General features: G+C 70.6%; 23 protein-coding genes and 1 pseudogene. 9 read left to right on the plus strand and 15 right to left on the minus strand.

Annotated features, from left to right (window positions below):
- Nucleotides 1-8 precede the first annotated feature (8 nt).
- On the plus strand, nucleotides 9-752 hold the full coding sequence (locus RIN75_RS04230) for an alpha/beta hydrolase (RefSeq protein WP_309110387.1): 744 nt from the start codon (nucleotides 9-11) through the stop codon (nucleotides 750-752).
- Here RIN75_RS04230 and RIN75_RS04235 read toward each other — a convergent pair.
- Together RIN75_RS04235 and RIN75_RS04240 are read right to left on the minus strand one after the other, a co-directional pair.
- A complete protein-coding gene (locus tag RIN75_RS04235) occupies nucleotides 701-1,210 on the minus strand; it encodes a 2'-5' RNA ligase family protein (protein ID WP_309110388.1) in 510 nt (169 codons plus the stop codon). The genes RIN75_RS04230 and RIN75_RS04235 overlap by 52 nt on opposite strands.
- Before the next feature lies 1 nt (nucleotide 1,211).
- The gene (locus RIN75_RS04240) at nucleotides 1,212-2,081 is read right to left on the minus strand and encodes an A/G-specific adenine glycosylase (protein ID WP_309110389.1); all 870 of its coding nucleotides are present in this window, start codon (nucleotides 2,079-2,081) and stop codon (nucleotides 1,212-1,214) included.
- 170 nt (nucleotides 2,082-2,251) lie between these two features.
- On the opposite strand from RIN75_RS04240, the gene RIN75_RS04245 reads away from it, so the two are divergent.
- Nucleotides 2,252-2,923, plus strand: a complete 672-nt coding sequence (locus tag RIN75_RS04245) for a hypothetical protein (RefSeq protein ID WP_309110390.1) — start codon at nucleotides 2,252-2,254, stop codon at nucleotides 2,921-2,923.
- A gap of 19 nt (nucleotides 2,924-2,942) precedes the next feature.
- On the opposite strand, the gene RIN75_RS04250 is transcribed toward RIN75_RS04245, so the two are convergent.
- Both RIN75_RS04250 and RIN75_RS04255 read right to left on the minus strand, forming a co-directional pair.
- Entirely contained in the window at nucleotides 2,943-4,046 is a 1,104-nt protein-coding gene (locus tag RIN75_RS04250) for a LacI family DNA-binding transcriptional regulator (protein ID WP_309110391.1), read from the minus strand.
- Between the two features lie 107 nt (nucleotides 4,047-4,153).
- The gene (locus tag RIN75_RS04255; RefSeq protein ID WP_309110392.1) at nucleotides 4,154-5,203 is read right to left on the minus strand and encodes a LacI family DNA-binding transcriptional regulator; all 1,050 of its coding nucleotides are present in this window, start codon (nucleotides 5,201-5,203) and stop codon (nucleotides 4,154-4,156) included.
- Between the two features lie 223 nt (nucleotides 5,204-5,426).
- Between RIN75_RS04255 and RIN75_RS04260 the strand changes: the two genes are divergently transcribed.
- From RIN75_RS04260 to RIN75_RS04290, 7 genes are all read left to right on the plus strand, one after another.
- Nucleotides 5,427-6,686, plus strand: coding sequence for an extracellular solute-binding protein (locus RIN75_RS04260; protein ID WP_309110393.1), 1,260 nt, complete (start codon nucleotides 5,427-5,429; stop codon nucleotides 6,684-6,686).
- 81 nt (nucleotides 6,687-6,767) lie between these two features.
- Nucleotides 6,768-7,685 (plus strand): carbohydrate ABC transporter permease, encoded by a 918-nt coding sequence (locus RIN75_RS04265; protein ID WP_375295901.1) that lies wholly within the window; start codon nucleotides 6,768-6,770, stop codon nucleotides 7,683-7,685.
- Entirely contained in the window at nucleotides 7,685-8,578 is an 894-nt protein-coding gene (locus tag RIN75_RS04270; RefSeq protein WP_309110394.1) for a carbohydrate ABC transporter permease, read from the plus strand. Before RIN75_RS04265 ends, RIN75_RS04270 begins: the two co-directional genes overlap by 1 nt.
- Nucleotides 8,579-8,909: 331 nt before the next feature.
- Nucleotides 8,910-10,010: a sn-glycerol-3-phosphate ABC transporter ATP-binding protein UgpC gene (locus RIN75_RS04275; RefSeq protein ID WP_309110395.1), complete on the plus strand. Its 1,101-nt coding sequence runs from the start codon at nucleotides 8,910-8,912 to the stop codon at nucleotides 10,008-10,010.
- A gap of 169 nt (nucleotides 10,011-10,179) precedes the next feature.
- Nucleotides 10,180-11,178 carry a metal ABC transporter solute-binding protein, Zn/Mn family gene (locus tag RIN75_RS04280; protein WP_309110396.1) on the plus strand — a complete coding sequence of 333 codons (999 nt, stop codon included), beginning with the start codon at nucleotides 10,180-10,182 and terminating at the stop codon, nucleotides 11,176-11,178.
- Nucleotides 11,175-11,993, plus strand: a complete 819-nt coding sequence (locus RIN75_RS04285) for a metal ABC transporter ATP-binding protein (RefSeq protein WP_309110397.1) — start codon at nucleotides 11,175-11,177, stop codon at nucleotides 11,991-11,993. The genes RIN75_RS04280 and RIN75_RS04285 overlap by 4 nt, the downstream gene beginning before the upstream one ends.
- Complete coding sequence (locus RIN75_RS04290; protein ID WP_309110398.1) at nucleotides 11,993-12,838, plus strand: metal ABC transporter permease; 846 nt, start codon at nucleotides 11,993-11,995, stop codon at nucleotides 12,836-12,838. The genes RIN75_RS04285 and RIN75_RS04290 overlap by 1 nt, the downstream gene beginning before the upstream one ends.
- A gap of 746 nt (nucleotides 12,839-13,584) precedes the next feature.
- On the opposite strand, the gene RIN75_RS04295 is transcribed toward RIN75_RS04290, so the two are convergent.
- The 11 genes and pseudogenes from RIN75_RS04295 to RIN75_RS04345 form a co-directional block, all read right to left on the minus strand.
- The gene (locus tag RIN75_RS04295) at nucleotides 13,585-14,988 is read right to left on the minus strand and encodes a GGDEF domain-containing protein (RefSeq protein ID WP_309110399.1); all 1,404 of its coding nucleotides are present in this window, start codon (nucleotides 14,986-14,988) and stop codon (nucleotides 13,585-13,587) included.
- Between the two features lie 290 nt (nucleotides 14,989-15,278).
- The gene (locus RIN75_RS04300; RefSeq protein ID WP_309110400.1) at nucleotides 15,279-16,505 is read right to left on the minus strand and encodes an MFS transporter; all 1,227 of its coding nucleotides are present in this window, start codon (nucleotides 16,503-16,505) and stop codon (nucleotides 15,279-15,281) included.
- A 312-nt stretch (nucleotides 16,506-16,817) separates the two neighbouring features.
- Nucleotides 16,818-18,239 carry an MBOAT family protein gene (locus RIN75_RS04305; RefSeq protein ID WP_309110401.1) on the minus strand — a complete coding sequence of 474 codons (1,422 nt, stop codon included), beginning with the start codon at nucleotides 18,237-18,239 and terminating at the stop codon, nucleotides 16,818-16,820.
- A gap of 63 nt (nucleotides 18,240-18,302) precedes the next feature.
- Nucleotides 18,303-19,265, minus strand: coding sequence for a 23S rRNA (guanosine(2251)-2'-O)-methyltransferase RlmB (gene rlmB, locus RIN75_RS04310; RefSeq protein WP_309110402.1), 963 nt, complete (start codon nucleotides 19,263-19,265; stop codon nucleotides 18,303-18,305).
- A 4-nt stretch (nucleotides 19,266-19,269) separates the two neighbouring features.
- Nucleotides 19,270-20,655, minus strand: a complete 1,386-nt coding sequence (gene cysS / locus RIN75_RS04315) for a cysteine--tRNA ligase (RefSeq protein ID WP_309110403.1) — start codon at nucleotides 20,653-20,655, stop codon at nucleotides 19,270-19,272.
- 69 nt (nucleotides 20,656-20,724) lie between these two features.
- Nucleotides 20,725-21,339: an HAD family hydrolase gene (locus tag RIN75_RS04320; RefSeq protein WP_309110404.1), complete on the minus strand. Its 615-nt coding sequence runs from the start codon at nucleotides 21,337-21,339 to the stop codon at nucleotides 20,725-20,727.
- Nucleotides 21,336-22,580, minus strand: coding sequence for an MFS transporter (locus RIN75_RS04325; protein ID WP_309110405.1), 1,245 nt, complete (start codon nucleotides 22,578-22,580; stop codon nucleotides 21,336-21,338). Before RIN75_RS04325 ends, RIN75_RS04320 begins: the two co-directional genes overlap by 4 nt.
- Nucleotides 22,577-22,972, minus strand: coding sequence for a PPOX class F420-dependent oxidoreductase (locus tag RIN75_RS04330; RefSeq protein ID WP_309110406.1), 396 nt, complete (start codon nucleotides 22,970-22,972; stop codon nucleotides 22,577-22,579). The genes RIN75_RS04325 and RIN75_RS04330 overlap by 4 nt, the downstream gene beginning before the upstream one ends.
- Before the next feature lie 5 nt (nucleotides 22,973-22,977).
- The gene (gene ispF / locus RIN75_RS04335; RefSeq protein ID WP_309110407.1) at nucleotides 22,978-23,445 is read right to left on the minus strand and encodes a 2-C-methyl-D-erythritol 2,4-cyclodiphosphate synthase; all 468 of its coding nucleotides are present in this window, start codon (nucleotides 23,443-23,445) and stop codon (nucleotides 22,978-22,980) included.
- Complete coding sequence (ispD, locus tag RIN75_RS04340; RefSeq protein ID WP_309110408.1) at nucleotides 23,442-24,134, minus strand: 2-C-methyl-D-erythritol 4-phosphate cytidylyltransferase; 693 nt, start codon at nucleotides 24,132-24,134, stop codon at nucleotides 23,442-23,444. The genes ispF and ispD overlap by 4 nt, the downstream gene beginning before the upstream one ends.
- Nucleotides 24,135-24,162: 28 nt before the next feature.
- A pseudogene (locus RIN75_RS04345) lies at nucleotides 24,163-24,364 on the minus strand (CarD family transcriptional regulator); the annotation flags it as partial.

The following is a 24,364-nucleotide window of genomic DNA, read 5'->3' on the forward strand; positions in this document are numbered from 1 at the left end:
ATGCACGCATGAGCGTTGCGGAGTTCGGCGGATCGGGACGCGGGTTGCTGCTGCTGCACGGTCTGATGAGCCGGGCGTCGACCTGGTGGACGGTCGCCCAGTGGCTCAAGCCCTACGGCCGGGTGGTCGCCACGGACGCCCGCGGCCACGGCCGCAACCCGCAGAAGGGTCCTTACCGGACCGAGGACTTCGTCGCCGATGCCGCCGAGGTGATCGAACGCCTCGACCTCGCGCCGGCCGTCGTCATCGGCCACTCGATGGGCGGCCTGCACGCGTGGGCGCTCGCGGCGACCCGCCCGGACCTGGTCGCGGGCGTGGTCGCGGAGGACGTGGTGCCGGACAACACCGGCCGCACGGTCGACGAGTGGCGCTGGTACTTCGACTCGTGGCCGGTGTTCCAGTCCTTGGCGCACGTGAAGTCGGTCGTCCGGGTGCCGCGGGTGGAGGAGATGTTCGAGGAGCGCGCCGACGGCTGGCACCTGATCGCCGACATCGACGACCTCTACGAGATCGCGGCCGAGTGGGGTGTCCGGTCGTACTGGGACTTCGTGGACGCCATCCGCTGTCCCACCTTGACCATCGAGGCCGGTCGCGGCGGGCTGCGCGCCGGGCAGATGGCGGAGGTGGCGCGGCGGACCGGCGGGCACCACCTGCTGGTGCCCGAGTCGGGGCACGTGGTGCACGACGAGGCCCCGGACGTCTACCGGGGCGCGGTGGAGGCCTTCCTGAGCGGGTCGATCTCGCCGGTCTGAGTGTCCACGATGGACACTTCGCGGACCTTGGCGCGGATGGTGCCCACCGGGTGCACCGCGGCGAACGCCTTGACCAGGGACTCGTCGTCCATGCCGTGCGCGAGCGTGCAGTGCGGGACCCAGTTGCCCGGCAGGTAGTAGGCCTGCGGGTCCTTGACCCGGCCCGCCAGCACGTCGTGGATCGCCGAGTGCACGGCCAGCAGCTCACCGTCGACCACCGCGCCCAGCTGGAGCACGTTCTCGGTGGTGGCGAAGACGCCCAGGGTGTGCAGGTACAGGTCGGGCAGCCACAGCCGGGACAGGTCCTCGCGCAGCTCGGCCCGCACCTTCGGCCCGATCGTGCCCGCGATGGCGAAGGTCAGGTGCGGCGGGTGCTCGAACGTCGACCCGATCCGCCGCCACAGGTCGCGGACCTTCGCGTCCGCCTCGTCGTCGAAGAACACCACCAGGGCGTGCACGTCAGTGCTCCCCGGGCAGCGCGAACCGGCCGTCCGCGGTCTGCTCGACCAGGCCGTCCACCAGCAGCGAGTGCAGGCACCGGTCCCGCTGGCCCGCGTCGGACCACACCCGGTCCAGCCGGTCCTTGCCGACCGGCTCGGCGGTGCCGCGCAGGACGTCCAGCAGCAGCCCGCGCACCTGCCGGTCGGTGCCCGCGAACTTCTGCACCGCCTTGGCCGGCCCGTCGTAGGCCGGTCGGCCGTTGAGCTGCCACGCGCACGTCTCGAACACCGGGCAGTCCGCGCACCGCGGCGACCGGGCCGTGCAGACGATCGCGCCCAACTCCATCAGCGCCGCCGAGAACACCGCCGCCCCGTCCTCGGGCAGCAGGACTTCGACGTCCTTCATGTCCTTGGTGGTCGACGGCGGCCCCGCGTCCCCGGCCCCGTGCACGGCCCGCGCGACGACCCGCCGGACGTTCGTGTCGACCACGGGAACCCGTTGCCCGTAGGCGAAAGCCGCCACCGCGCGGGCCGTGTACGCGCCGATGCCGGGCAGGGCGAGGAGGGTGTCCACGTCATCCGGGACGACGTCGTTGTGGTCGGTCGCGATGGCCTGCGCGGCGGCGTGCAACCGCAGCGCCCGCCGCGGGTACCCGAGCTTCCCCCACGCCCGCAGCACCTCGCCCTGCGTGGCTTCGGCCATCGCGGACGGCTTCGGCCACCGCGCCAGCCACTCGTGCCAGATCGGCTCGACGCGGGCGACCGGCGTCTGCTGCAACATGATCTCGCTGACCAGCACGCCCCAGGCGGTGCAGTCGGGGCGCCGCCAGGGCAGGTCGCGGGCGGTGTCGGCGAACCAGTCGATGAGGGTCTGCGCGTCCAGGCTCATAGCGGGCGCCAGTGTTCCAGAGTCCCTTGTCGTGAGTCGATGAACGCCGCCCGACGATTGGAACCCGCGTCCCGCATGCCGCCAAGGGAACCGGTCGTGAATCACGTTCACCGCATCGGGCTACCCCGGCTTCCGCCGATATCCGCAGGTCCCCGGCTACGTTCGAGCCCGTGATCGACCCGACCGGCCCGTTGCCGCCCACGGTGTACTGGCGGCGCCGCGCGCTGGCCGCCGGTGGTGCGGTGGCCGCGTTGGTGCTGGTCGTCTGGCTGGTCGGGGCGCTCACCGGGCGCGGTGAGCAGGTGCCGGACGCCACGCCGGTCGCCGCGGGGTCCTCCAGCCCGCCGCCGCAGGCGGAAACACCGGCGCCGCCTTCCTCCTCGTCGACGACCCCGCCACCACCGCCGCCGGCCGTCGAACCGCCCGAGCCGACCCCGCCGCCGGGGCCGCCGCAGCCGTGCGACGACGCGAACATCAGCGTCAAGGCCGAGGTGGAGAAGGCGTCCTACCCGGCGGGCGAGCAGGTCGGGTTCAAGATCCTGGTGTCCAACACCGGTCCGCTGCCGTGCGCGAAGGAGATCGGCCGGGCGGTGCGCGAGCTGGTCGTCACGTCGGTGGACGGGGCGACGCGCCTGTGGTCGAGCAACGACTGCTTCAACACCGGCGGGTCCGAGGTGCGGGTCATGCAGCCGGGCGAGGTCTTCGACTTCGGCATCAAGTGGCGCGGCAGCACGTCGGAGCCGGGCTGCGCGAAGCACACCCGGCTGGGGCCGGGGGACTACCTGCTCACCGCGCGGGTGGCCGGGAAGGCCAGTGATCCGGTCGTCTTCCGGATGACCTGAGACCCTCCCGGCCGAACGATCACGGGCCGAACCAGCGCTCCTCCACCACACCGCGCGGCGAGGCGGCCGTGGCGCCGACGACCAGTTCCGTGGTCAGCGTGACCGAACGCGGCCGGGTGCGCTCCGCGGAGTCGAGCAGCAGCTTGCCCGCCGCGCGGCCCTTCTCCAGCACCGGCTGGCGGACCGTGGTCAACCCGGCCTGCTCGGCCTCGCGGATGCCGTCGAACCCGGTGATCGTGAGGTCGTGCGGCACGTTCAGGCCGCGCTTGCGGGCCTCGCCCAACGCGCCCAGCGCGAGGATGTCGGACGTGCAGATGAGCGCGGTGATCTGGGGGTCGCGGTCGAGGACCTGGGCCGCGGCCGACGCGCCGGAGGTGATGGTGTGGTCGAACCGCTCCACCACCGGCACGCCCGCCCAGTCCACGCCGACCTCGCCGAAGGCCTCGGCGAGCCCGGCCAACCGCGCCCGCTGGACGTGGAAGTGCGCGGACCGCTGGCGCTCCTGGGTCACGTAGCCGTCGTTGCGGTCGCGGGCCAGGCGCATGCACACCACGCCGATCCGGCGGTGCCCCAACGCGATCAGGTGCCTGGCGAGGCTGTTCATGGCGGCCTGGTCGTCGATGCCGACGCGGTCGACGTTGCCCAGGTCGGGCTGGTCGCACACCACGGTCGGCACCGGGCGCTCCAGCACCGCGGCCAGGTGCGGGTCGTCGTCGGGCACGGAGTAGACGACGAAGCCGTCCACGCCGGCGCGGTGCACGGCCGCCACGTCCTCGCGCTCGGGGTTCGCCGGGACCAGCAGCAGCCCGGTGCCGGCGTCCTCGCACGCGAGCGCCAGGCCTTCCAGGAACCCGATCGCAGCCGGGTCGCGGAACGCGTAGGACAGGTTCTCGGTGAGCAGCAGGCCCACCGCCCCCGCCTTGCGCGTCCGCAGGGAACGGGCCACCGGGTCGGGCCCCGGGTACCCGAGTCGTCTCGCTGTCTCCAACACCCGGCGTCGCAGCTCCGGCGAGAGCTGGTCGGGACGGTTGTACGCGTTGGACACCGTTGTCCGGGAAACACCCAGCTCAGCCGCCAGTGAGGCGAGCGTCGCGGGGCGTCGCACATGCATCGACCGCGCCATGAAGTGACCGTAACGGTTCAGAACCAATTACAGAAGTGGGGGTGACCACCGTCCCTGCAAAAAGTCATCAGCGCAGGTAGGACTATGTCAACTTGGGAAACATTGGTCTAAACCAATGCGGGCGGCGCGGTGGTCTCCCGGACCACCAACCGGGGGCGGAACACGCGCGTGTAGTTGCCCGGCGGGCGCCTGCGCCGATCGGGGTCCAGCCGGTGCACCAACTCGTCCACGGCCGCCGCCGCCATCTCCTCGATGGGCTGCGCCAACGTGGTCAACGACGGCAGGCAGTACGCGGCCAGCGGGATGTCGTCGAACCCCACCACCGACAGGTCCTCCGGCACCCGCAACCCGCGCCGGTGCGCCTCCCGCAACACGCCGATCGCCATGTGGTCCGACGAGCAGATCACCGCCGTGGGCCGCACGGTGTCCAACAACGCCGCCACAGCCTCCGCGCCGCCCTCGGGCCCGAACGGCCCGTGCGCCACGAATTCCGCGCCGGCCGGCAGCCCGTCCTCCTCCAGCGCCGCCGCCCACCCGGCCCGCTTCAACCGCGACGGCAACGACCGCGCCGGCCCCGACACGAACCCGACCCTGCGGTGCCCCAACTCCACCAGGTGCCGGGTCGCCGCGTACCCGGCGTGCTGCTCGTCCACGGTCACGTCCGGCACGTCCAACGACGGCGTGGCCCCGTTCAGGAACACCATCTGGACGCCGTCGGCCAGCAGCTTCGCGTAGTAGCTCGGCCGCGGCGCCTGCCCCAGCGGCACCTCGACGTTGGTGATCTCCGGGGACACGAACACCATGCCCTCGACGCCGCGGGCGAGCAGCATCCGGACGTACTCCTCCTCGCCCATCGCCGCCGCCCCCGTCGCCCGCGTGTTGCACAGCAGCGACGAGTACCCCAGCCGGGCCGCCCGCACCTCCAGCGCCTCGGCGAACGCCGGGAACACCGGGTTGGACAGCTCCGGCACGAGCAGCCCGATGACCCCGGTGCGCTGCAACGCGCCCAGCCCGCGGGGCGTGTAGGGCATCTCCGCCAGGACGGCCAGCACCCGCTGGCGCGTCTCGTCGTTCACCCCGGGTCGCCGGTTGAGCACCCGACTCACCGTCGAAGCGCTCACACCGGCCGCCCGGGCGATCTCGGACAGACCGGACACCGCGCCTCCTCAAGACGATCCACTTCGGCAGCAGCCTGCACGGCTCAGCAAAAGTTTGCAACGTCTACCCGCGTTTCGCCCGCTCGGCCGCCTCCGTTACGGCTCGGTTACGCGCAGACCCTTGACCGAGCCGTGCTCAGGGGTATGAAATCCACGGCAACAATTTCGCAAGTTCTTGCAAACCCTCGTCGCGACGAGGCCAGCAGGAGGGACGACAGCAACGATGCGACGTACCACCCTCGTGACCGCCGTGGCAGCAGGCATCGCCGGCGCCCTCACCCTCACCGCGTGCGGCGGGGGTGGCGGGACCTCGTCGGCCGACAGCGGCGAGGTGACCTTCTGGGACACCAGCGGCCCCAACGAGAGCCCGGTGTTCGCCAAGATCGCGCAGGACTGCGCGGCCAAGGGCGGCTACAAGGTCAAGACCGAGACGGTCGCCTTCGACCAGGCCCTCAACAACTACAAGACCGCCGCGCAGGGCGGCCAGGGCCCCGACGTGTTCCGCGCCGAGGTCGCCTGGGTGCCGCAGCTGGCGAAGCTCGGCTACGTCATGGACCTGACCGGCACCGACCTGGCCAAGGACAGCTCCGACTTCCTGGAGACCCCGCTGGGCTCCACCAAGTACGAGGGCAAGACCTACGGCGTCCCGCAGGTGACCGACAGCCTCGCCCTGTTCTACAACAAGAAGAAGCTGGCCGACGCCGGCGTCGAGCCCCCGAAGACGTGGGACGAGGTCAAGGCCGCCGCCGCGAAGCTCGGCGGTGAGAAGACCATTTTCATCAACAACGACGCCTACTACGCGCTGCCGTTCATCTACGGCGCCGGCGGCGACCTGGTGGACGCCGATGCGAAGAAGATCGTCGTCAACTCCGCGGAGAACGTGAAGGCCCTGGAGACCGCCAAGGGCCTGCTGGACGCGAAGGCCGCCTCCACGGCCCTCGACCCGGCCAACTCGTACAACAACATGCAGGCCGCCTTCAGCGGCGGCGAGGTCGCCATGGTGATCAACGGCCCGTGGTCGGTCGCCGACTACCTCAAGGGCACCGCGTTCACCGACAAGACCAACCTCGGCATCGCCCCGGTCCCGGGTGAGACGGCCGGCAAGGGCTCCGCTCCGGTGGGCGGCCACGACTACGTCATCCGCCAGGGCACCAAGGCCAAGGACAGCTCGCAGAAGCTCATCGCGTGCATGAGCAGCACCGAGTCCCAGGTGCAGGTGGCCAAGGAACTGGGCCTGCTGCCGACCCGCAAGAGCGCCTACGACAACGCGGACGTCAAGTCCAACCCGATCGTGTCCGCCTTCCAGCCGGTGGCCACCGCCGCGCACGCCCGCCCGTGGATCCCGGAGGGCGGCCAGCTGTTCGACCCGCTGAAGATCGCCTACGCCGACGTGCTGGCCGGCAAGAAGGCCCCGAAGGCCGCGCTGGACGAGGTCGCCAAGGCCTACAAGGACCAGGTCGTCACCGAGTACTCCATCGGCTGATCAGGTAGGGGTGCCGGGCGTTCCGACGCCCGGCACCTTGTCACCCGGCGTCCCCCACCCCACCCACACAAGGAGGCGACAGTGCGCAGGTTCCTGGACCGGCACTGGTACGCGTACGCGATGGTGCTGCCGGTGGTGGTGGTCATCGCCGTGCTGGTGCTGCTCCCGCTGGCCCAAGGCGTGTTCTTCACCTTCACGAACATCAACGAAGGCAACATCGCCAACCCGGTCCTGGACCGCCCCGCCACGTACACCGCCGTGGGGCTGGACAACTACCTGAACGTCCTGTCCGGCGACGCGAGCTACGGCTCGTTCTGGTCCACCCTGGTCCGGACGCTGATCTGGACCTTCGGCTGCGTGTTCTTCCACTACACGATCGGCCTGGTCCTCGCCCTCCTGCTCAACCGCCAGGTCCGGGGCCGCACGGTCTACCGGGTGCTGCTCATCCTGCCGTGGGCGGTGCCGGCGTTCATCAGCGCGTTCGCGTGGAAGTACATGTTCAACGCGCAGTACGGGATTATCAACCAGTTCCTGCGCGCGATCGGCCTGCCCGACCCGGTGTGGCTGGGTCAGTCGGACTGGGCGCTGGTCGCGGTCATGATCGTGAACATCTGGCTGGGCGTGCCGTTCATGATGGTGGCGCTGCTCGGTGGCTTGCAGTCGATCCCCGGCGACCTCTACGAAGCCGCGGAGATGGACGGCGCTTCCGCGTGGCAGCGGTTCCGGAACGTCACGCTGCCCGGCCTGCAGTCCGTGTCGAGCACCGTGGTCCTGCTGGGCATCATCTGGACGTTCAACATGTTCGCCGTGATCTACCTGATCACCGGACCGAACCCGAACACCCGCATCCTGGTGACCTACGCGTTCGAGCGGTTCTTCTCGGGTGCTTCCCGCGACTACGCGGTGGCCTCGACGTACGGCGTGCTGATCCTGTCCGTCCTGCTCGTGTTCGCGGGCGTCTACCGGCGCGCTCTGCGCAAGCAAGGCGAGGTGTGGTGATGACGGTCGAAGCCGCTTCCCTCAAGACGGTTGCCCAGCGCCGGCCGCTCAAGCGCACCGAACGCTCTGCGCGGGCCAGCATCGGCCTGCACGCGGCGTTGATCATCGCGTCGCTGATCGCGGTGTTCCCGGTGTTCTGGGTGTTGGTCACGTCCTTCAAGCCGGACGCGCGTGCGGTCGAGACCACGCCGAAGCTGGTCAACGAGTCCAGTGTGGACAACTACGTGCGGATCCTGTCCGGGGAGAAGGGCAACTTCCTGGCGTGGTTCGGCAACTCGATCCTGATCGCGTTGATGACGACGGTGATCGCGGTCTTCCTGTCCGCGACCACCGGGTACGCGGCGTCCCGGTTCCGGTTCCCGGGGAAGCGGTCGCTGATGCTGTCGTTCCTGGTCGTGCAGATGTTCCCGTTCGCGGTCCTGATCGTGCCGCTGTACAACATCCTGCTGACGCTGGGGATCCAGGGCACGAGCATCGGGTTGGTGCTGGTCTACTGCACGACCGCGGTGCCGTTCTGCACGTACATGCTGAAGGGGTACTTCGACACCATCCCGACCGACATCGACGAGGCGGGTCGGGTGGACGGCCTGTCGCCGTTCGGGGTGTTCTGGCGCTTGGTGCTGCCGTTGGCGCGGCCGGGGCTGGCGGTGACGGCGTTCTACGCGTTCTTGACGGCGTGGGGTGAGGTGGCGTTCGCGTCGGCGTTCCTGTCGGCGGCGGACGAGTCGAAGACGTTGGCGGTGGGGTTGCAGGTGTTCGTCCAGCAGAACCGGACGGAGTGGGGGCACCTGGCGGCGGCGTCGATCCTGGTGGCGATTCCGGCGATCGCGGTGTTCTACCTGGTCCAGCGCTTCCTGGTGACCGGCTTGTCGTCGGGCGCCGTCAAGGGCTGAGCTGCTTCTCCACGGGCCGCACCACACTCCATCCGGTGCGGCCCGTTGCGCTGCCTGCCGCAACTCCGCCCGCCGCAACTCCGCCCGCCGCCGCCCTGCCGCGTTCCGCCATAGCCACGCCCGTCTACCCCGGCCCGCCGCACTTCAGACGCGGTGCGTCCGGCCGGCGGTTCGGCCGGGCGAGTGGCGGGGCCGGCGGCGGGGGTGTGAAGTGGCGGTGTGGCGGAAGGGTCGGTGGCGGGGCGTAGAACTAGACCAATTGTGGTGTTCCCGTAAGCGCTTGCAATCCCTAGCGTTGCGGCAAAGCTTGCGGTGGAAAGGTGCGTCACACATGGCTGAGGTCGCGTACGTCAAGGCTTCGCGGGTCTTCTCCGGCAACCCGCCGGTCCGCGCGGTGGACGAGCTGTCGCTCGACGTCGCCGACGGTGAGTTCCTCGTGCTCGTCGGCCCCTCCGGCTCGGGCAAGTCGACGGCGCTGCGCATGCTCGCCGGCCTGGAGGACGTCGACGAGGGCTCCATCAAGATCGGCGGCAAGGACGTCACCAACGTCCCGCCGAAGGGGCGCGACATCGCGATGGTCTTCCAGTCCTACGCGCTCTACCCGCACATGACGGTCGCCGAGAACATGGGCTTCGCGCTCAAGCTGCGCGGCGTGAACAAGGCCGAGATCAAGGAGAAGGTCGCCGAGGCGGCCAAGATGCTCGACCTGACCAAGTACCTCGACCGCAAGCCGAAGGCGCTCTCCGGCGGTCAGCGGCAGCGCGTGGCGATGGGCCGCGCGATCGTCCGCGAGCCCTCCGTGTTCCTCATGGACGAGCCGCTGTCCAACCTGGACGCGAAGCTGCGCGTGGAGACCCGTGCCAACATCGCCGCCCTCCAGCAGCGCCTGGGCACCACCACCATCTACGTCACGCACGACCAGGTCGAGGCCATGACCATGGGCCACCGGGTCGCCGTGCTCAAGGACGGCCTGCTCCAGCAGTGCGACACCCCGCGCGCCCTGTACGACAAGCCGGCCAACGCGTTCGTCGCCGGGTTCATCGGCTCGCCCGCGATGAACCTCAAGACGGTCCCGCTGACCGCCGAGGGCGCGAAGCTCGACGGCGTGGTCGTCCCGCTGGACCGCCGCGCGCTGGACAAGGCCGCCGGCGAGGGCCTGTCCGAGGTGACCTTCGGCATCCGGCCCGAGTCGCTGGCGCTGGTGTCCTCGCAGGACGACGGCATGGACATGGTCGTCGAGCTGGTCGAGGAGCTGGGCGCGGACGCGCTGGTGCACGGCGCGGTGCGCATCGGTGACTCCTCGGAGCGCTTCGTGGTCCGCGTCGACGGCCGCACCCCGCCGACCCTGGGCCAGACCGTGAAGGTCGCGGTCCGGGACGCCGGCGAGATCCACCTGTTCCACCCGGAGTCGGGTTCGCGCCTCACGGACTGACCCGCCCGGTGCGACGAGGGCCACCTCCTGCGGCGGAGGTGGCCCTCCGTTTTTCGAGACCCCTGCCACGAACAGGGCACGCCGCTGGACAGCGCGGTGGCGGAGCGTTCTAAACTGAACTCGACAACGGTTTCCATTGCCTCTAAATCAGCCTGTCGAGGAGTCCGCCATGACTGTCCGTAACGCGCTGCTCGGCGCGGTGGCCGCCGTGACGGCCGTCGCCCTCACCGCCTGCGGCTCCAGTGGTGGCGACGGCGCCGGCACCGCCGACGGCAAGATCAAGGTCGTCGCGTCCACGAACGTGTGGGGCAGCGTGGTCAAGGCCGTCGGCGGCGACGCCGTCGAGGTCACCTCGATCATCAACGACCCGTCCGGCGACCCGCACTCCTACGAGAGCAAGCCCGCCGACGTGGCCGCGGTCCGCGACGCCAAGCTCGTCATCTTCAACGGCGGCGGCTACGACAACTTCTTCGCCACCCTCCTGGGCCCGGAGACCGAGAAGGCGAAGAAGATCGAGACGTTCCCGCTGTCCGGCAAGGCCTCCGGCCACGACGACCACGGCGACGAGCCCAGCGGCACCCCGAGCAGCGCCCCGACCACCGCCGAGAGCACCAAGCCCAGCACCGAACCGGCGGACGGCCACGACCACGAGGCCAACGAGCACGTCTGGTACGACCTGGACACCGTCCGCAAGGTCGCCGACCAGGCCGCCGCCGACCTGTCCGCCATCGCGCCGGACAAGAAGGCGACCTTCGAGGCCAACGCCACCGAGTTCGGCCAGAAGCTGGAGGAGCTGCACACCCGCCTCGACGGGGTCGGCAAGGGCAAGAAGGTGCTGGAGACCGAGCCGGTCGCGCACTACCTCCTCGACGCCGCCGACGTCGAGGACGTGACGCCCGAGTCGTTCAGCGACGCCGTCGAGGCCGAGACCGACATCCCGGCCGCCGCGATCGCCGAGGTCACCGGCCTGGTCGAGGGCAAGCAGGTCACCGCCCTGGTCAACAACACCCAGACCGAGAACACCGCGGTGCGCGGGTTGGTCGAGAAGGCCAAGCAGGCCGGTGTGCCGGTCGTCGACGTCACCGAGACGCTGCCCGAGGGCGTCACGGGTTACCTTGAGTGGATGACGAAGCAGGTCGACGCGCTGGAGAAGGCGCTGCGCGGATGATCACTCCGGTCACCGACAGGTCCGTGCGCAGCGCGGTCGCCCTGCGCGGCGCGCGGCTGTCCTACGGCGATCGCGTGCTGTGGGACGGCCTGGACCTGGAGGTCGGCGCCGGCGAGTTCGTGGCCGTGCTCGGCCCCAACGGGTCGGGCAAGACCAGCCTGATGCGGGTGCTGCTGGGCCTCCAGCCGCTGTCCGCGGGCACGGTCGAGGTCGCCGGCGGCAACCGGCGGATCGGCTACATCCCGCAGCAGCGGGCGCTGGACCCGAGCCTGAGCCTGCGCGGCCGGGACCTCGTCGGGTTCGGCCTCGACGGGCACGAGTGGGGCACCGGCCTGCGGGGCCGCAAGGCGCGGCGGGCCCGGGTCGACGCGGCCCTGGAGTCCGTGGGCGCCACCCGGTACGCCGACGAGCCGGTGGGCCTGCTCTCCGGCGGCGAGCAGCAGCGGCTGCGGGTCGCGCAGGCCCTCGTCGGCGACCCCGAGGTGCTGCTGTGCGACGAGCCGCTGCTCTCGCTCGACCTCGCCCACCAGCGGGTGGTCAGCGACCTGATCGACGCCCGCCGCCGCACCGCCGGCACCGCCGTCCTGTTCGTCACGCACGAGATCAACCCGATCCTGCCGCTGGTCGACCGGGTCCTGTACCTGGTCGAGGGCCGGTTCCGGATCGGGACTCCCGCCGAGGTGATGACTTCGGCGACGCTGTCGCAGCTGTACCGCACGAACGTCGAGGTGGTCCGCGTGCGCGACCAGATCCACGTGGTCGGCGCGCAGCACGTGTGCGAGGACGAGCCGCACCACGTGGCGGATGAGGGCTGATGGAACACTTCTTCGACTGGTCGCTGACGTTCGACCTGCTCGGGTACGACTTCGTCCAGCAGATGCTGATCGCGGGCGTCGTGCTGGGCCTGACCGCCGGCCTCCTCGGGCCGCTGGTCGTGACCCGCAAGATGGCCTTCGCCGTGCACGGTACCGCCGAACTCGCGTTCACCGGTGGTGCGGCGGCGCTCCTGTTGGGAATCGGCGTCGGCTACGGGGCGCTGGCCGGGTCCGTCGTGGCGGCGCTGCTGCTGGGCCTGCTGTCCCGCCGGGACGCCGACCGCGACTCGGTGATCGGCGCGATCCTCGCGTTCGGACTCGGCCTGGGCGTGCTGTTCCTGGCCCTCTACAAAGGACGCGCGGCCAACAAGTTCGGGCTGCTGACCGGGCAGATCGTGGCCGTCGGGTCGACCGACATGTGGCTGCTGATCGGCACCGCGGCGGCCGTCATCGCGGTCTTGGCGTTCATCTACCGGCCGCTGCACTTCTCCTCTGTGGACGCCGCCGTGGCTACCGCGCGGGGTGTGCCGGTGCGGACCTTGTCCGTGGTGTTCTTCGTCCTGGTCGGCGTGGCGACTGCGTTGAGCGTGCAGATCGTGGGTGCGCTTTTGGTGCTGTCGTTGATGATCACGCCTGCTGCTGCGGCTTCCAGGGTTACCGCGTCGCCGGTCAAAGCGACGATCTTGGCCATTGTGTTCGCGGAAACGGCCGTGGTGCTGGGCATCTTGCTGTCGCTCGCGCCCGGTATGCCGGTGAGCGCGTTCGTGACGGCGGTTTCTTTCCTGATTTACCTGGTGTGCCGCGCGTTTGGGCGGTCCCGGAGCCACGCGGCGCGTGTTCATTAGCTGAGAAGCCAGTGCCGTGGGACTGGCCGCTTCGCGATGTGTCCACTGTGGAGCACCGGTCCTTTTAGGACAATTTGCTTCGCGAACTGCCCGGTCGCACGCTGCCGCGGCTGGCGTGGACGTTGCGGCGCTGCTGTGGTCACTCCAGACACTGAAGCGGATTCGCTGCGCCCACCCGTCCTGTTCGGCGGCTGATCAACTGGTGCCGGTTCCGGTTGTTCGGGTTCGTGGTTGTTCGGGTTCGGCCGGGTCATTCGGCGCCGTGGACGGTTCGTCGGGCGTGGCCTCCGGCCCCCGTCTCCATTGTCCCAGAGGGGACCGACAATCCGGCCAATGCGCCCCCTGGGGCTCATTCTCCCACCCGACACCGACAAAGATCGGCACCGGACACTGCGGCGATGAGGCCGGGGGCGGGCCGGAGGGGCGCGGGTGGGGCTGGGCGCTGCGGGACAGGTGCGGGTGGGGCTGGTGCTGCGGGACGGGCGGGGCTGGTCGGTGCGGGCTGGAGGTCTGGTCGTGCTGGGCTCGCGGCTGGGTTGGAGCGGGCCGGGCGGTCGGGTTGGTTCGGCGGGTGGGTGCGGCCGGTGCGGGCGGCTGGGGCTGGCGGGTGCGGCCGACGGGGCGATTGGGTGGCTGTGGCCGGTGTGGGTTGCTGTGTGGCCGGTGTGGGTGGCTGTGGCCGGTGTGGGTTGTCGTGGTTTGCCGGCGGGTGGGTTGAGTTTGGCCGGCCGCACCCACGAATGGGCTCAGGCTGAACGGCTCACTTCCGGTTCGTCCATCCTCGGCCCGGGTAGGTGGCGGGCGTGGATGTCGATGCCGGCTACGCGGACCTGGTTCCGGCCGTTCTCCTTGGCCGTGTACAGGGCCGCGTCGGCGCTGTGCTGGGCCACCGCCAGGGAGTCGCCGTTGTCCGGCACCACGGCCACGCCGATGGACGCGGAGATCGCCCTCACCTCGGGACCGTCCTCGGTCACCGGCAGGTTCCGGCCGCGCAACGTCACCGTGTTGCGGTGCTTGTCCGTGGTCACCACGGACATCTCGCCGATGGCCTCGCGGACGCGTTCGGCGATCGCCGTGCCCTGGGCCAGGCCCGTGTCGGCCAGCACGACCACGAACTCCTCGCCGCCGTCCCGCCCGGCCACGTCGCCGGGGCGCAGCTTCTCCCGCAGGATGCGGCCGACCTCGGCCAGGACCGCATTGCCCGCCGGGTGGCCCCACGTGTCGTTGATGCGCTTGAAGTGGTCCAAGTCGATCGCCAGCACGGTCACCGGGCGGCCGGAGCGGCGGCAGTCGTCGGTCAGCTTGGCGGCGTGTTCGTTCAGGCCCGTCGTGTTGAACAAGCCGGTCCGGTAGTCGGTGTGGGCGTCCTTGGTCAGCTGGAGGTGGGCCTTGTGCTGCTCGGCGACCAGGCGCTCCAGGTGGGCCTGGCGCTCCGACGCCCGGTGCAGCAGTGCGTTCACCAGGATCACCGGCACGACCAGCAGCAGCGGCGCGACCCAGTGGGTGGCGATGAGCATGCCGAGCATCGCGCCCACGCCCAGCGTGGTCATCTCCAGCATGTTGTCGTTGCGCGAACCCAGCGCGTCGGCGAACCGGGTCTGCGGGTTCACGATCCGCAGCGCGACGGACATCAGCGCCACCTGCACGAACCAGTACAGCGCCGCGACCAGCACCAGCACGCCCATCAGCCCGAGGTCGAGCAGGACCTGGCCGGACGAGGACCCCAGGGACAGTCCCGACATGTGGACGGCCGCGTTGGCCAGCAGCGTGCTCGCCACGATGTGGGCGGAGGTGAACACGAAGCGGTAGGGCTGGCGGCGCGCGATCGGCCACAGCACGATGCGCAGCCACACGGCGACCAGCACGGCCATCCCGCCGGGCAGCACGATGGCCGCCGCGAACGTCCAAACCGAGGTCAGGTCGAAGTACGGACCCGCGGATTCGTCACGTCGGGATTCCTCGGCCCGCCGCACGATCGTGAGGTGGATCGTGATGGCGAGCACTAGTGCGGCGAACCGCACCCAATCCGTGGTCGGCGCTGAACCGAGAGTAGTCAGCAGCCAAATGGCGGCAATTGCCACCGCCAGTTCGACGGAAAGGATGTAGGCGATCGCGGTACGGCGCAGCGCCCAAAGGTCCCAGTTGCGCACCAGACGCCGTCTGGCTGTCGCGGACGGCTCGTGGTCAGGCAAACTGTTCTTCACCACGTCCCCCCTACACTCATGCCGCCGCCGCGCGGCTACTCGCCGGCCCGGCGGCCTGAAGGCCCCCATCGGTACCCAAGTCGTGCGTAGAGGAGCGTCTGCCATGCGTAACCGCGAGTGGTGACCCCATCGCTCTCCTTGAGCCCGGTCCGGAAACTTCACCGTCTGTGCGTGCGTTCTCGCGGACGGCACACGAACGCCTCGTCATGAGAATCGCCATTCATGATGAGTACGTTTCATGTGATCACCGCGTTCGGGTCGGTCCTGGCACGTGCGCGGTTCCAGGCTACGGTCGCGTGCCCCGCGAGGAGCACACCGATCGCCCCGGCGCCCGCCAGTGTCGCCGTCACCGAGCCGATCGCGTGCGCGACCACACCGGCCAAAGCCATGCCACCGCCCTGGCTGGACCGAAGCGCCGTCCGCGCGATGCCGTAGGCACGGCCGCGGTAGGCGTCGGGCAGGATGCGCATCCACGCCGACCGCGCGGGCGTGTGGTACGCCCCGGCCATGCCCGCGATCACCAGCAACGCGATCGTCCAGGTCAGGTTGGGGTCGAGCGCGAACATGACCAGCGGCGCCAGCGACAGCACGGCCAGCGGCCCGATCAGCCGCTCCCGCTTCGCCGGGTCCCGCACCAGCCGGAACAGCACGGCCACGCCCAGCACGTTCGCGGCCGGTTCGATGGCCAGGATGAGGCCCACGGCCCACACCGCGTCGAGGCTCGCGGCCAGCGGCACGGCGAGCCCTTCGGGCACCATCGCGATGCCGGCCAAAAGGCGCATACCCATGAGACTGCGCAGACGCGGTTCTGTGACGAGCAGCGTGAAAGCTCCCTTGCGGTCTTCGGCGTCCCGAAGCTCCGCGCCGCGCGGGGCGGCGGCCGGCCGGTGCCGGACGGAGACCTGCACCAGCACCGCGACCAGCACGAACGTCACCGCGTCGATCGCCAGCGCCACGTGCGCGCCGAGCCCGGTCACCAGGAAGCCCGCGGCGGCGAGGCCGGCCATCTGGGCCACGTCCGTGGACGTCCCGAACAGGGCCACGCCGTCGTCGTAGCGCTTGTCCGGCAGCACGGCGGGCAGGCTGGCCTCCTGGGCCGCCAGGAACGGCGAGGCGACCATCAGCACGAGCACCAGCAGCACGATCATCAGCCACAGCGGCACGCCCGGCACGGCCATCAGGCCGATCAGCGCGGCCTGCAGCCACGCGCAGCACACCATCACCGTGCGTCGGGGGAAGCGGTCGGCGATCCAGCCCAGCAGCGGCCCGGACACCAGCGACGGCAGCAGGGTCAGCGACCAGGTGAGGGCGGTCCAGGCGGGGGACCCCGTCCGCTCGTACACCAGGAGTGACAGGGCGACGGCCGCGAGCTGGTCGCCGAACGTCGACGCCGTCGAGCCGATCCACATGCCGCGGAACTCGCGGTTGCCCACGAGCGCGCGGATGGTCCCCCCGGAAGTCACCACTCCTCCAGGTTCGTCGGCCCCGTTGAGCGAGTCACGTTACCCCCACCCGAGTAACAATTTCCTCGGTTAGCACGGTAGAAGCTGCTGGTTGTGCAATCCCTGTCCTACCACAGTGTGTACCCGAACGGACCAGGTCGGTTACATAAAGTAGTTACAAAGGGGAAAAGTCCGGCACCTATTCTTGACAGTTGACCGTAGCGGACCCGCCGTGAGCAAACCTCGCCTACCCTGCGTCAAGTCGACCTCCATTGGTCGTCGCAGTCGCTGGTCCGACCGGTCCAGTGCGTTCGTGCGGCCCGTCGCTTTTGATCAGAACTGGTAGTACAAGAACGGGCTGAACGTGCCACTCGCGACCAGGATCGCGGCGTAGGCGACGCCCACCGTCATCAAGGACACCCTAGCGGCCACGGCGATCTTGTCGCGCGAGGACTCCAGGTAGGGCCCCGTCACGGGGTGGCTGGGCATTACCACAATCACCAGCGCGACCAGCAGCAGCACAATCCGCTGATTGGTCGCGGCGGCCGACACCGCGTCCGTGAACGCCCCGAAATCGGGCGCGACCAGATGGCCGATGATTGTGAACGCGGTACCCAGGTCGGGCGCCCGGAAGAACACCCAGCCGATCACCACGAGGAGCATGGTGAGCGCCCGCCGGCCAATTCGGGCGGGCCTCCCGGCCGGTGCGGAATCCCATCCGAAACGGCGTTCTAGAACGAGCAGCGCGCCGTGGAACAAACCCCACACGAGGAACGTCCAGTTCGCGCCGTGCCAGAAACCGGTGAGCACGAAAACGATCCCGAGGTTCCGGTAGGTGCGCAGCACGCCGGTCCGGTTCCCGCCGAGTGGGATGTAGACGTAGTCGCGGAACCAGCGGGACAGCGACATGTGCCAGCGGCGCCAGAACTCGGTGATGGTCACCGAGGAGTACGGGCGGGCGAAGTTCTCCGGCAGCCGGAACCCGAGCATCCGGCCCAGGCCGATCGCCATGTCCGAGTACCCGGAGAAGTCGAAGTACAGTTGCAGCGTGTAACCGATCGCGCCCAGCCACGCGATGCCCGTGGTCATCTGGTCGGACGGCGTGGCGAAGCACGCGTCCACCAGCGGGGCCAGCGAGTCGGCGATGATGACCTTCTTGCACAGGCCCAGCGCGAACCGCGGGAAGCCCGCCGCGATGTCGTCCCACCGGTGCATCCGCGGCTGCGGCAGCTGGTCGGCGATCTCCCGGAACCGGACGATCGGCCCGGCGACCAGCTGCGGGAACATCGCGATGTAGGTGACGAACGAGACCGGGTCCCGCAGCGCCGGCCGCTCGCCCCGGTACACGTCCACCACGTACGAGATGTGGTGGAACGTGTAGAACGAGATGCCGATCGGCAGCGCCAGGTGCACCACCGGCAGGTCCGCGCCGATCACCGAGGCGATGTTGTGCAGCTGCTCGGTGGCGAACCCGGCGTACTTCCAGACCAGCAGCACGCCCAGGTTCAGGCAGATCGTGCCGACCAGCACCAGCCGCCGGTCGCCCGGCGCGTCCGGCTCCAGCCGGCGGCCCGCGAAGTAGTTCGCGACCATGCAGATCAGCAGCAGGATCGTCGTGCCGCCCGCGCCGCTGGCGTAGAACAGCAGGCTGGCGACGGCGACTACCGCGTTGCGCCGGTTCCTGGGTGCGACGAGGACGGCCGCGAGCACGACCGGCATGAAGAACCACAGGAAGAGCGGGGTGGCGAAGGACATCGGCGCAGACCTTATCCCCCGGACGGCGTCAAGGAAGCCGATCGGGTGACAAACAGCCCTTCGTCACACCGCGAGGCGCCGTCTGCGGGCCACCTCGGCCAGCACGACCCCCGCCGCGACCGACGCGTTCAGCGACTCCACGCCCGCCGCCATCGGGATGGACACGGTCTGGTCGCAGGTCTCCTTCACCAGCCGCGACAGGCCCCGACCCTCCGAGCCGACCACGACCACCAGCGGCCCGGTGGCCAGGTCGAGGTGGTCGACGTCCACGTCGCCGTCCGCGTCCAGGCCCACGACCATCAGGCCCTCGTCGGCCCACTCGCGGAGCTGGCGGGTGAGGTTCGTGGCGATCGCGATGGGCATCCGCGCCGCGGTGCCCGCGCTGGTCCGCCAGGCCACCGCCGTGACGCCGGCCGACCGCCGCTGCGGCAGCAGGACGCCGTGCGCGCCGAACGCCGCCGCCGAGCGCACGACCGCGCCCAGGTTGCGCGGGTCGGTCACCCCGTCCAGCGCCACCAGCAGCGGGTGGGTGCCCGACCCGCGGGCCGTGGCCAGCAGTTCGCGCGGGTCGGCGTACTCGTAGGGCGGCACCTGGAGGCCGAGGCCCTGGTGCATCGCGCCGCCGGTGATCCGGTCCAGCTCGCCGCGCTGCACCTCCAGCACCGAGATGCCCCGGTCCGCGGCCAGCTTGACCGCCTCGGCGACCCGGTCGTCCGCGTCGATGCCCAGCGCCACGTACAGCGCGGTGGCCGGGATGCCCGCGCGCAGGCACTCCACCACGGGGTTGCGGCCGGCGACGGTCTCCGGCGCGTTCTCGGCGGCCTTGCGGCGCTGCCCGCGGGCCTGCTCGACCTTCGCCTTGGCCTGCGCCCGCTTGTACGCCGGGTGGTTGGGCCGGTCGGCCGCCTTCGGCGTCGGCCCCTTGCCCTGCAAGCCCTTGGACTTCTGCCCGCCGGAACCGACGACCGCGCCCTTCTTGGAACCGGGGTTGCGCATCGCGCCCCGGCGCTTGGAGTTGCCTGCCACGGTGTCAGTCGTCCTTCAGCGTCCACAGCGGACCGTCGGGGGTGTCCTCGACGGCGATCCCGGCCAGGAGCAGGTGGTCGCGCAGGGCGTCGGCCCTCGCGAAATCCCTGTCCTTGCGGGCTTTCGTGCGCTCTTCCAGCACACGTTCGACCAAAGTGGCCAGTGCCTGCTTCGTGCCCGAGTCCCGGGTGGACACGTCCGCCCACGCCAGCGGGTCCAGCCCGAGCACCGCGGTCATCGCGCGCACCGACTCCGCCGCCGCGCGGGCGGCCAGGTCGTCACCGGACTCCAAGGCGGTGTTGCCCTCGCGGACCCGTTTGTGGATCGCGGCCAGCGCGCCCGGCGTGCCCATGTCGTCGTCCATGGCGTCGATGAACGCCTGCGACAGCTCGCCCTCGCCCACGGCCCCGGTCCGCTCCACCACGCGGCGCACGAACGACTCGATCCGCCGGTAGGCGGCCACCGACTCGTCCAGCGCCTCCTCGGAGTACTCGATCGTCGACCGGTAGTGCGGCCCGACCAGGTAGTAGCGCAGCTCGGGGGCGCGCACCTTCTCCAGCATCACCGGGATGGTGACCGTGTTGCCCAGCGACTTCGACATCTTCTCGCCGCTGAGCGTGACCCAGGCGTTGTGCATCCAGTAGTTGGCGAACCCGTCGCCGGCCGCCCGGGACTGCGCCTGCTCGTTCTCGTGGTGCGGGAAGACCAGGTCGATGCCGCCGCCGTGGATGTCGAACGTGCCGCCGAGGTAGGTGGTCGCCATCGCCGAGCACTCCAGGTGCCAGCCCGGCCGGCCCGCGCCCCACGGCGTCGGCCACGACGGCTCTCCGGGCTTGGCGGCCTTCCACAGCGTGAAGTCGCGCGGGTCGCGCTTGCCCTGCGCCGCAGACTCGCCCTGGTGCACCTCGTCCAGCTTCTGCCCGGACAGCGCGCCGTACTCGGGGAACGACGTGACGGAGAAGTAGACGTCACCCTCGGCCGCGTAGGCGTGGCCCGCGTCGATCAGGCGCTGCATCAGCTCGACCATCTGCGTGACGTGGCCGGTGGCGCGCGGCGCGTACGAGGCGGGCAGGCAGCCCAGGGCCGCGTACGCGTCCTCGAAGGCGCGCTCGTGCGTGTACGCCCACTCCCACCACGGGCGGCCGTGGTCGGCGGCCTTGGCCAGGATCTTGTCGTCGATGTCGGTGACGTTGCGCACCAGCAGGACGTTGTCGTGCGTGCGCTGGAGCCAGCGCCGCAGCACGTCGAAGTTCAGCCCGCTGCGCACGTGCCCGATGTGCGGCACGCCCTGCACCGTCGCCCCACACACGTAGATCGACGCCGTTCCGGAGACGTGCGGGACGAACTCCCGCATCTGCCGGCTCGCGGTGTCATAGAGGTGGAGGCTCACGTGAAGATGGTACGGGCGTGCGCCGGCCGGGGTTGAATCGACCGTGCTTTTGTGCTTGCGCTTGGCCGGCTAGTCCAAGTGCGCTTTGAGGACGTCGAGCAGCGCGCCGGGCCGCTGCGCGGTCTCCAGCGGCGGGACGATCGCGACCCGGCAGCCGATCGCGGCGGCGCCGCCGTCGGCCTCCTCGCTGTCGCCGATCATCAGCGCCTCGCTCGGGTGCACGCCGAGGCGCTCGCAGGCGATCTGGAAGATCTTGGGGTCCGGCTTGGCCACGCCGACCTCGAAGGACAGCACGTACTCGTCCACCCGGTGCTCCACGCCGTGCCGGGCGAACACGGTCCGGATGTCCCAGGCGATGTTGCTGACCACGGCGGTCGGCAGCTCGGTGCCCAGGGCCTGCGCGGTGTCCGGGTAGGGCTGCCAGTACGGCGGGCTGACCAGCCGGTCGTAGAACTCGGCCGGGTCCGGCGCGCCGGCCTTCGCCAGCACCTTGAGGTGCAGCTCGCGGTGCACGTCGCCGTCGAGGTCGCGGCGCTCCCACTCGTCGGGGTCGACGTCGAGGCTCTCGTCCAGGCCGACCGGCGCGGTGAGCGCGCGCATCAGGTCCGCGTGCGCGGCGAGGGATTCGTGTTCGAGGCGGAAGAGCGTGCCGGAGAAGTCGAAGAGGACCGCGCGGATCGTCACAACCGCACGCTAGTTGGTCTGGACCTGGCTTTGTAGGTTTCCGGCAGGAGCAGGACGCACGCCACACTCACCGCCGCCGCGGCCGCCACGTACCACCCGATGGCCCGCGGCCCGTGCGCGGCGACCAGGTAGGTGGCGATCGTCGGGGCGAGCGCGCCGCCGAGCACCCCGCCCAGGTTGTAGGCGAAGGAGGAGGCGGAGTAGCGGAACCGGGCGGGGAACAGCTCGGGCAGGAACGCGCCCAGCGGCCCGTACACCCAGCCCATCGCGGCCAGCGCGAAAACCGGGTGCCCGTCGGGCAGCGTGAACCCGGCGGCCAGTGCGGCCAGGCACCCGGTGACCAGCACGGGTTTGCGCCCGAACCGGTCGGCGGCGCGGCAGGCGATGACCGTGGCGAGGGCCATCGCGGCGACGGCGGCGATCTGGTCGAGGAGGACGTCGTCGCGCTGCTCGTGGAGGGTCTTGGTGGCGTAGGCGAGGCCGAAGGTCGTGGAGACGTAGAACAGGACGTAGCAGACGACGATCGCCCCGCCCGCGCTCATCAGTCGGGTCGGAGTCTCGCGCAGCATGTCCACCAACGGCTTCGAGCTGCGCTCCCGGTCTTGGACCAGCCTGGCGAACTCGGGCGTCTCCGCGATGGTGAGCCGGACTTTGAGCCCGAACAGGACCAGGACGGCCGAGGCCAGGAACGGCACCCGCCAACCCCACTCCCGGAACGCCTCGTCGCCGAGGGTCGTGGAGAGGACGAGGAACGACCCGCTGGCCAGCGCGAACCCGACGGCCGGGCCGACCTGCGGGAACGTCGAGTACCAGCCCTTGCGGTTGGCCGGCGCGCACTCGTTGGCCAGCAGCGTCGCGCCGCCCCACTCGCCGCCGAGCCCGAGGCCTTGGAGGAAGCGGAGGAGGGTGAGGAGGACCGGGGCGGCCACGCCGATCTGGGCGTAGCCGGGGAGCAGGCCGATGGCGACCGTGGACAGGCCCATGACCAGCAGCGACGCCACCAGCGTGGACTTGCGGCCCCTGCGGTCGCCGAGGTGCCCGAAGAGGAGCGCGCCGAGGGGGCGGGCGATGAAGGCGACGGCGAACGTGGAGAACGCGGCCAGGCTGCCCGCGACCGGGGACAGGGTGGGGAAGAAGGCGGAGTTCAGGACCAGGGCGGCGGCGGTCCCGTAGAGGTAGAAGTCGTAGAACTCGATCGCCGTGCCGACGAAGCTCGCCACGGCCACCCGGCGGGTGTTCACGCCGCGTTGCCGGCGACCTTGGTCGGGGTCACGCGCAGCACCACGCGGACCTTGTCCGGGGTCTCCTCGGGGAAGTCCTCGCCGGTGTACTTGTGCGCCAGGGTGTTGGCGAGCGCCCGGCCGGTGTCCTCGGTGATCGTCACGGTGCCGCGGATCTCGGCGTAGACCTCGGGGTCCTTGTGGTCCCAGACGCTGATGCTCACCCGCGGGTCGCGGCGGACGTTGCGCTCCTTCACCCGGTCGCGCAGCGTGGAGAACAGCAGGTCGTCGCCGTCCCGGGTGATCCACATGACGGAGCTGTGCGGGCTGCCGTCGGCGTTGATGGTGGAGATCGTGGCGTAGTTGCGGCCGTCGACCAGGGCGCGCGTCGAGGCGCTGAGGGAGATCGCCATGACCCTCAGGCTAGCGGGACGATCAACGCGGTGGCGATCGCCGCGATCCCCTCGCCGCGCCCGGTGAGACCCAGGCCGTCCGTGGTGGTGCCGCTCACCGACACCGGGCCGCCGACGGCCTCGGACAGCACCTTCTGCGCCTCGTCGCGGCGCTTGCCGACCTTGGGCGCGTTGCCGATCACCTGGACCGACGCGTTGCCGACCCGCCAGCCCTCCTCGTGCAGGAGTCTGCGCACCTCGGCGAGGAACTCGACGCCGTGTCGACCGGACCAGCGCGGGTCGCTGGTGCCGAACACCGCACCGAGGTCACCCAGTCCGGCGGCGGACAGCAGCGCGTCGCACAGCGCGTGCGCGGCGACGTCCCCGTCCGAGTGACCCGCGCAACCGTCGACGCCCTCCCAGCGGAGGCCGGCGATCCAGCACTCCCGGCCCCGTTCCACTTGGTGGACGTCGGAGCCGATGCCGACCCTCACGCCTGGCCTCCCGCGAGCAGTGCCTCCGCGACCGCCAGGTCGAACGGGGTGGTGATCTTCATGGCGTCCGGGTGCCCCGGGACCGTGGTGACCGGCACACCGAGCCGTTCCACCAGGCCCGCGTCGTCGGTGGCGTGCAGACCGGCCTCGTGCGCGCGCAGCAGCGTGCGGGCGTCGAAGCCCTGCGGGGTCTGGACCACGCGCAGGGACGACCGGTCCGGCGTGGCGACCACCACACCGTTCGCGTCGACCTGCTTGACCGTGTCGGCCACCGGCAGCACCGGGATGACCGCCGGGTGACCTGCGCGAACCGCGTCCACCACGGCTTTCACGACGTGCGGGGGCGTGAAGGCGCGGGCGGCGTCGTGCACCAGGACGACGTCGGTGTCCGGGAACTCGCGCAACGCGTGCTCCAGCGCCAGCCGGACCGAGTCCGACCGCTCCGCGCCACCCGCGAGCACGCGCACCGCCCCGCCGGCGGGCGCCAACGGGGCGGTGACGGTTCTCACGGTGTCCACATCGGACGGTGGCGCGGCGATGACGACGTGCCGCACGCAACCCGCCTCGAACAGGCCGCGCACCGCCCTCACCAGCAGCGGGACGCCGGCGACCGGCACGAGCGCCTTGGGCGCGCCGTAGCCGAGCCGCTCACCCCGGCCCGCCGCAGGCACGAGCGCGACCACACCCATGTTGTTCTTGTTCTTCGGATGTCGAGGGTCAGGACGCGGTGGCGAGAACCTCGTCGAGGAGGACCTCCGCCTTGTCCTCGTCGGTGCCCTCGGCGAGCGCCAATTCGCTAACCAGTATCTGTCGAGCCTTCGCCAGCATCCGCTTCTCACCAGCGGACAGTCCGCGATCCTTCTCGCGCCGCCAGAGGTCGCGCACCACTTCGGCCACCTTGTTCACGTCACCGGACGCG

Origin of the sequence: Saccharothrix sp. (assembly GCF_031180885.1) — a bacterium.
In the GTDB taxonomy this organism is placed as follows: domain Bacteria; phylum Actinomycetota; class Actinomycetes; order Mycobacteriales; family Pseudonocardiaceae; genus Actinosynnema.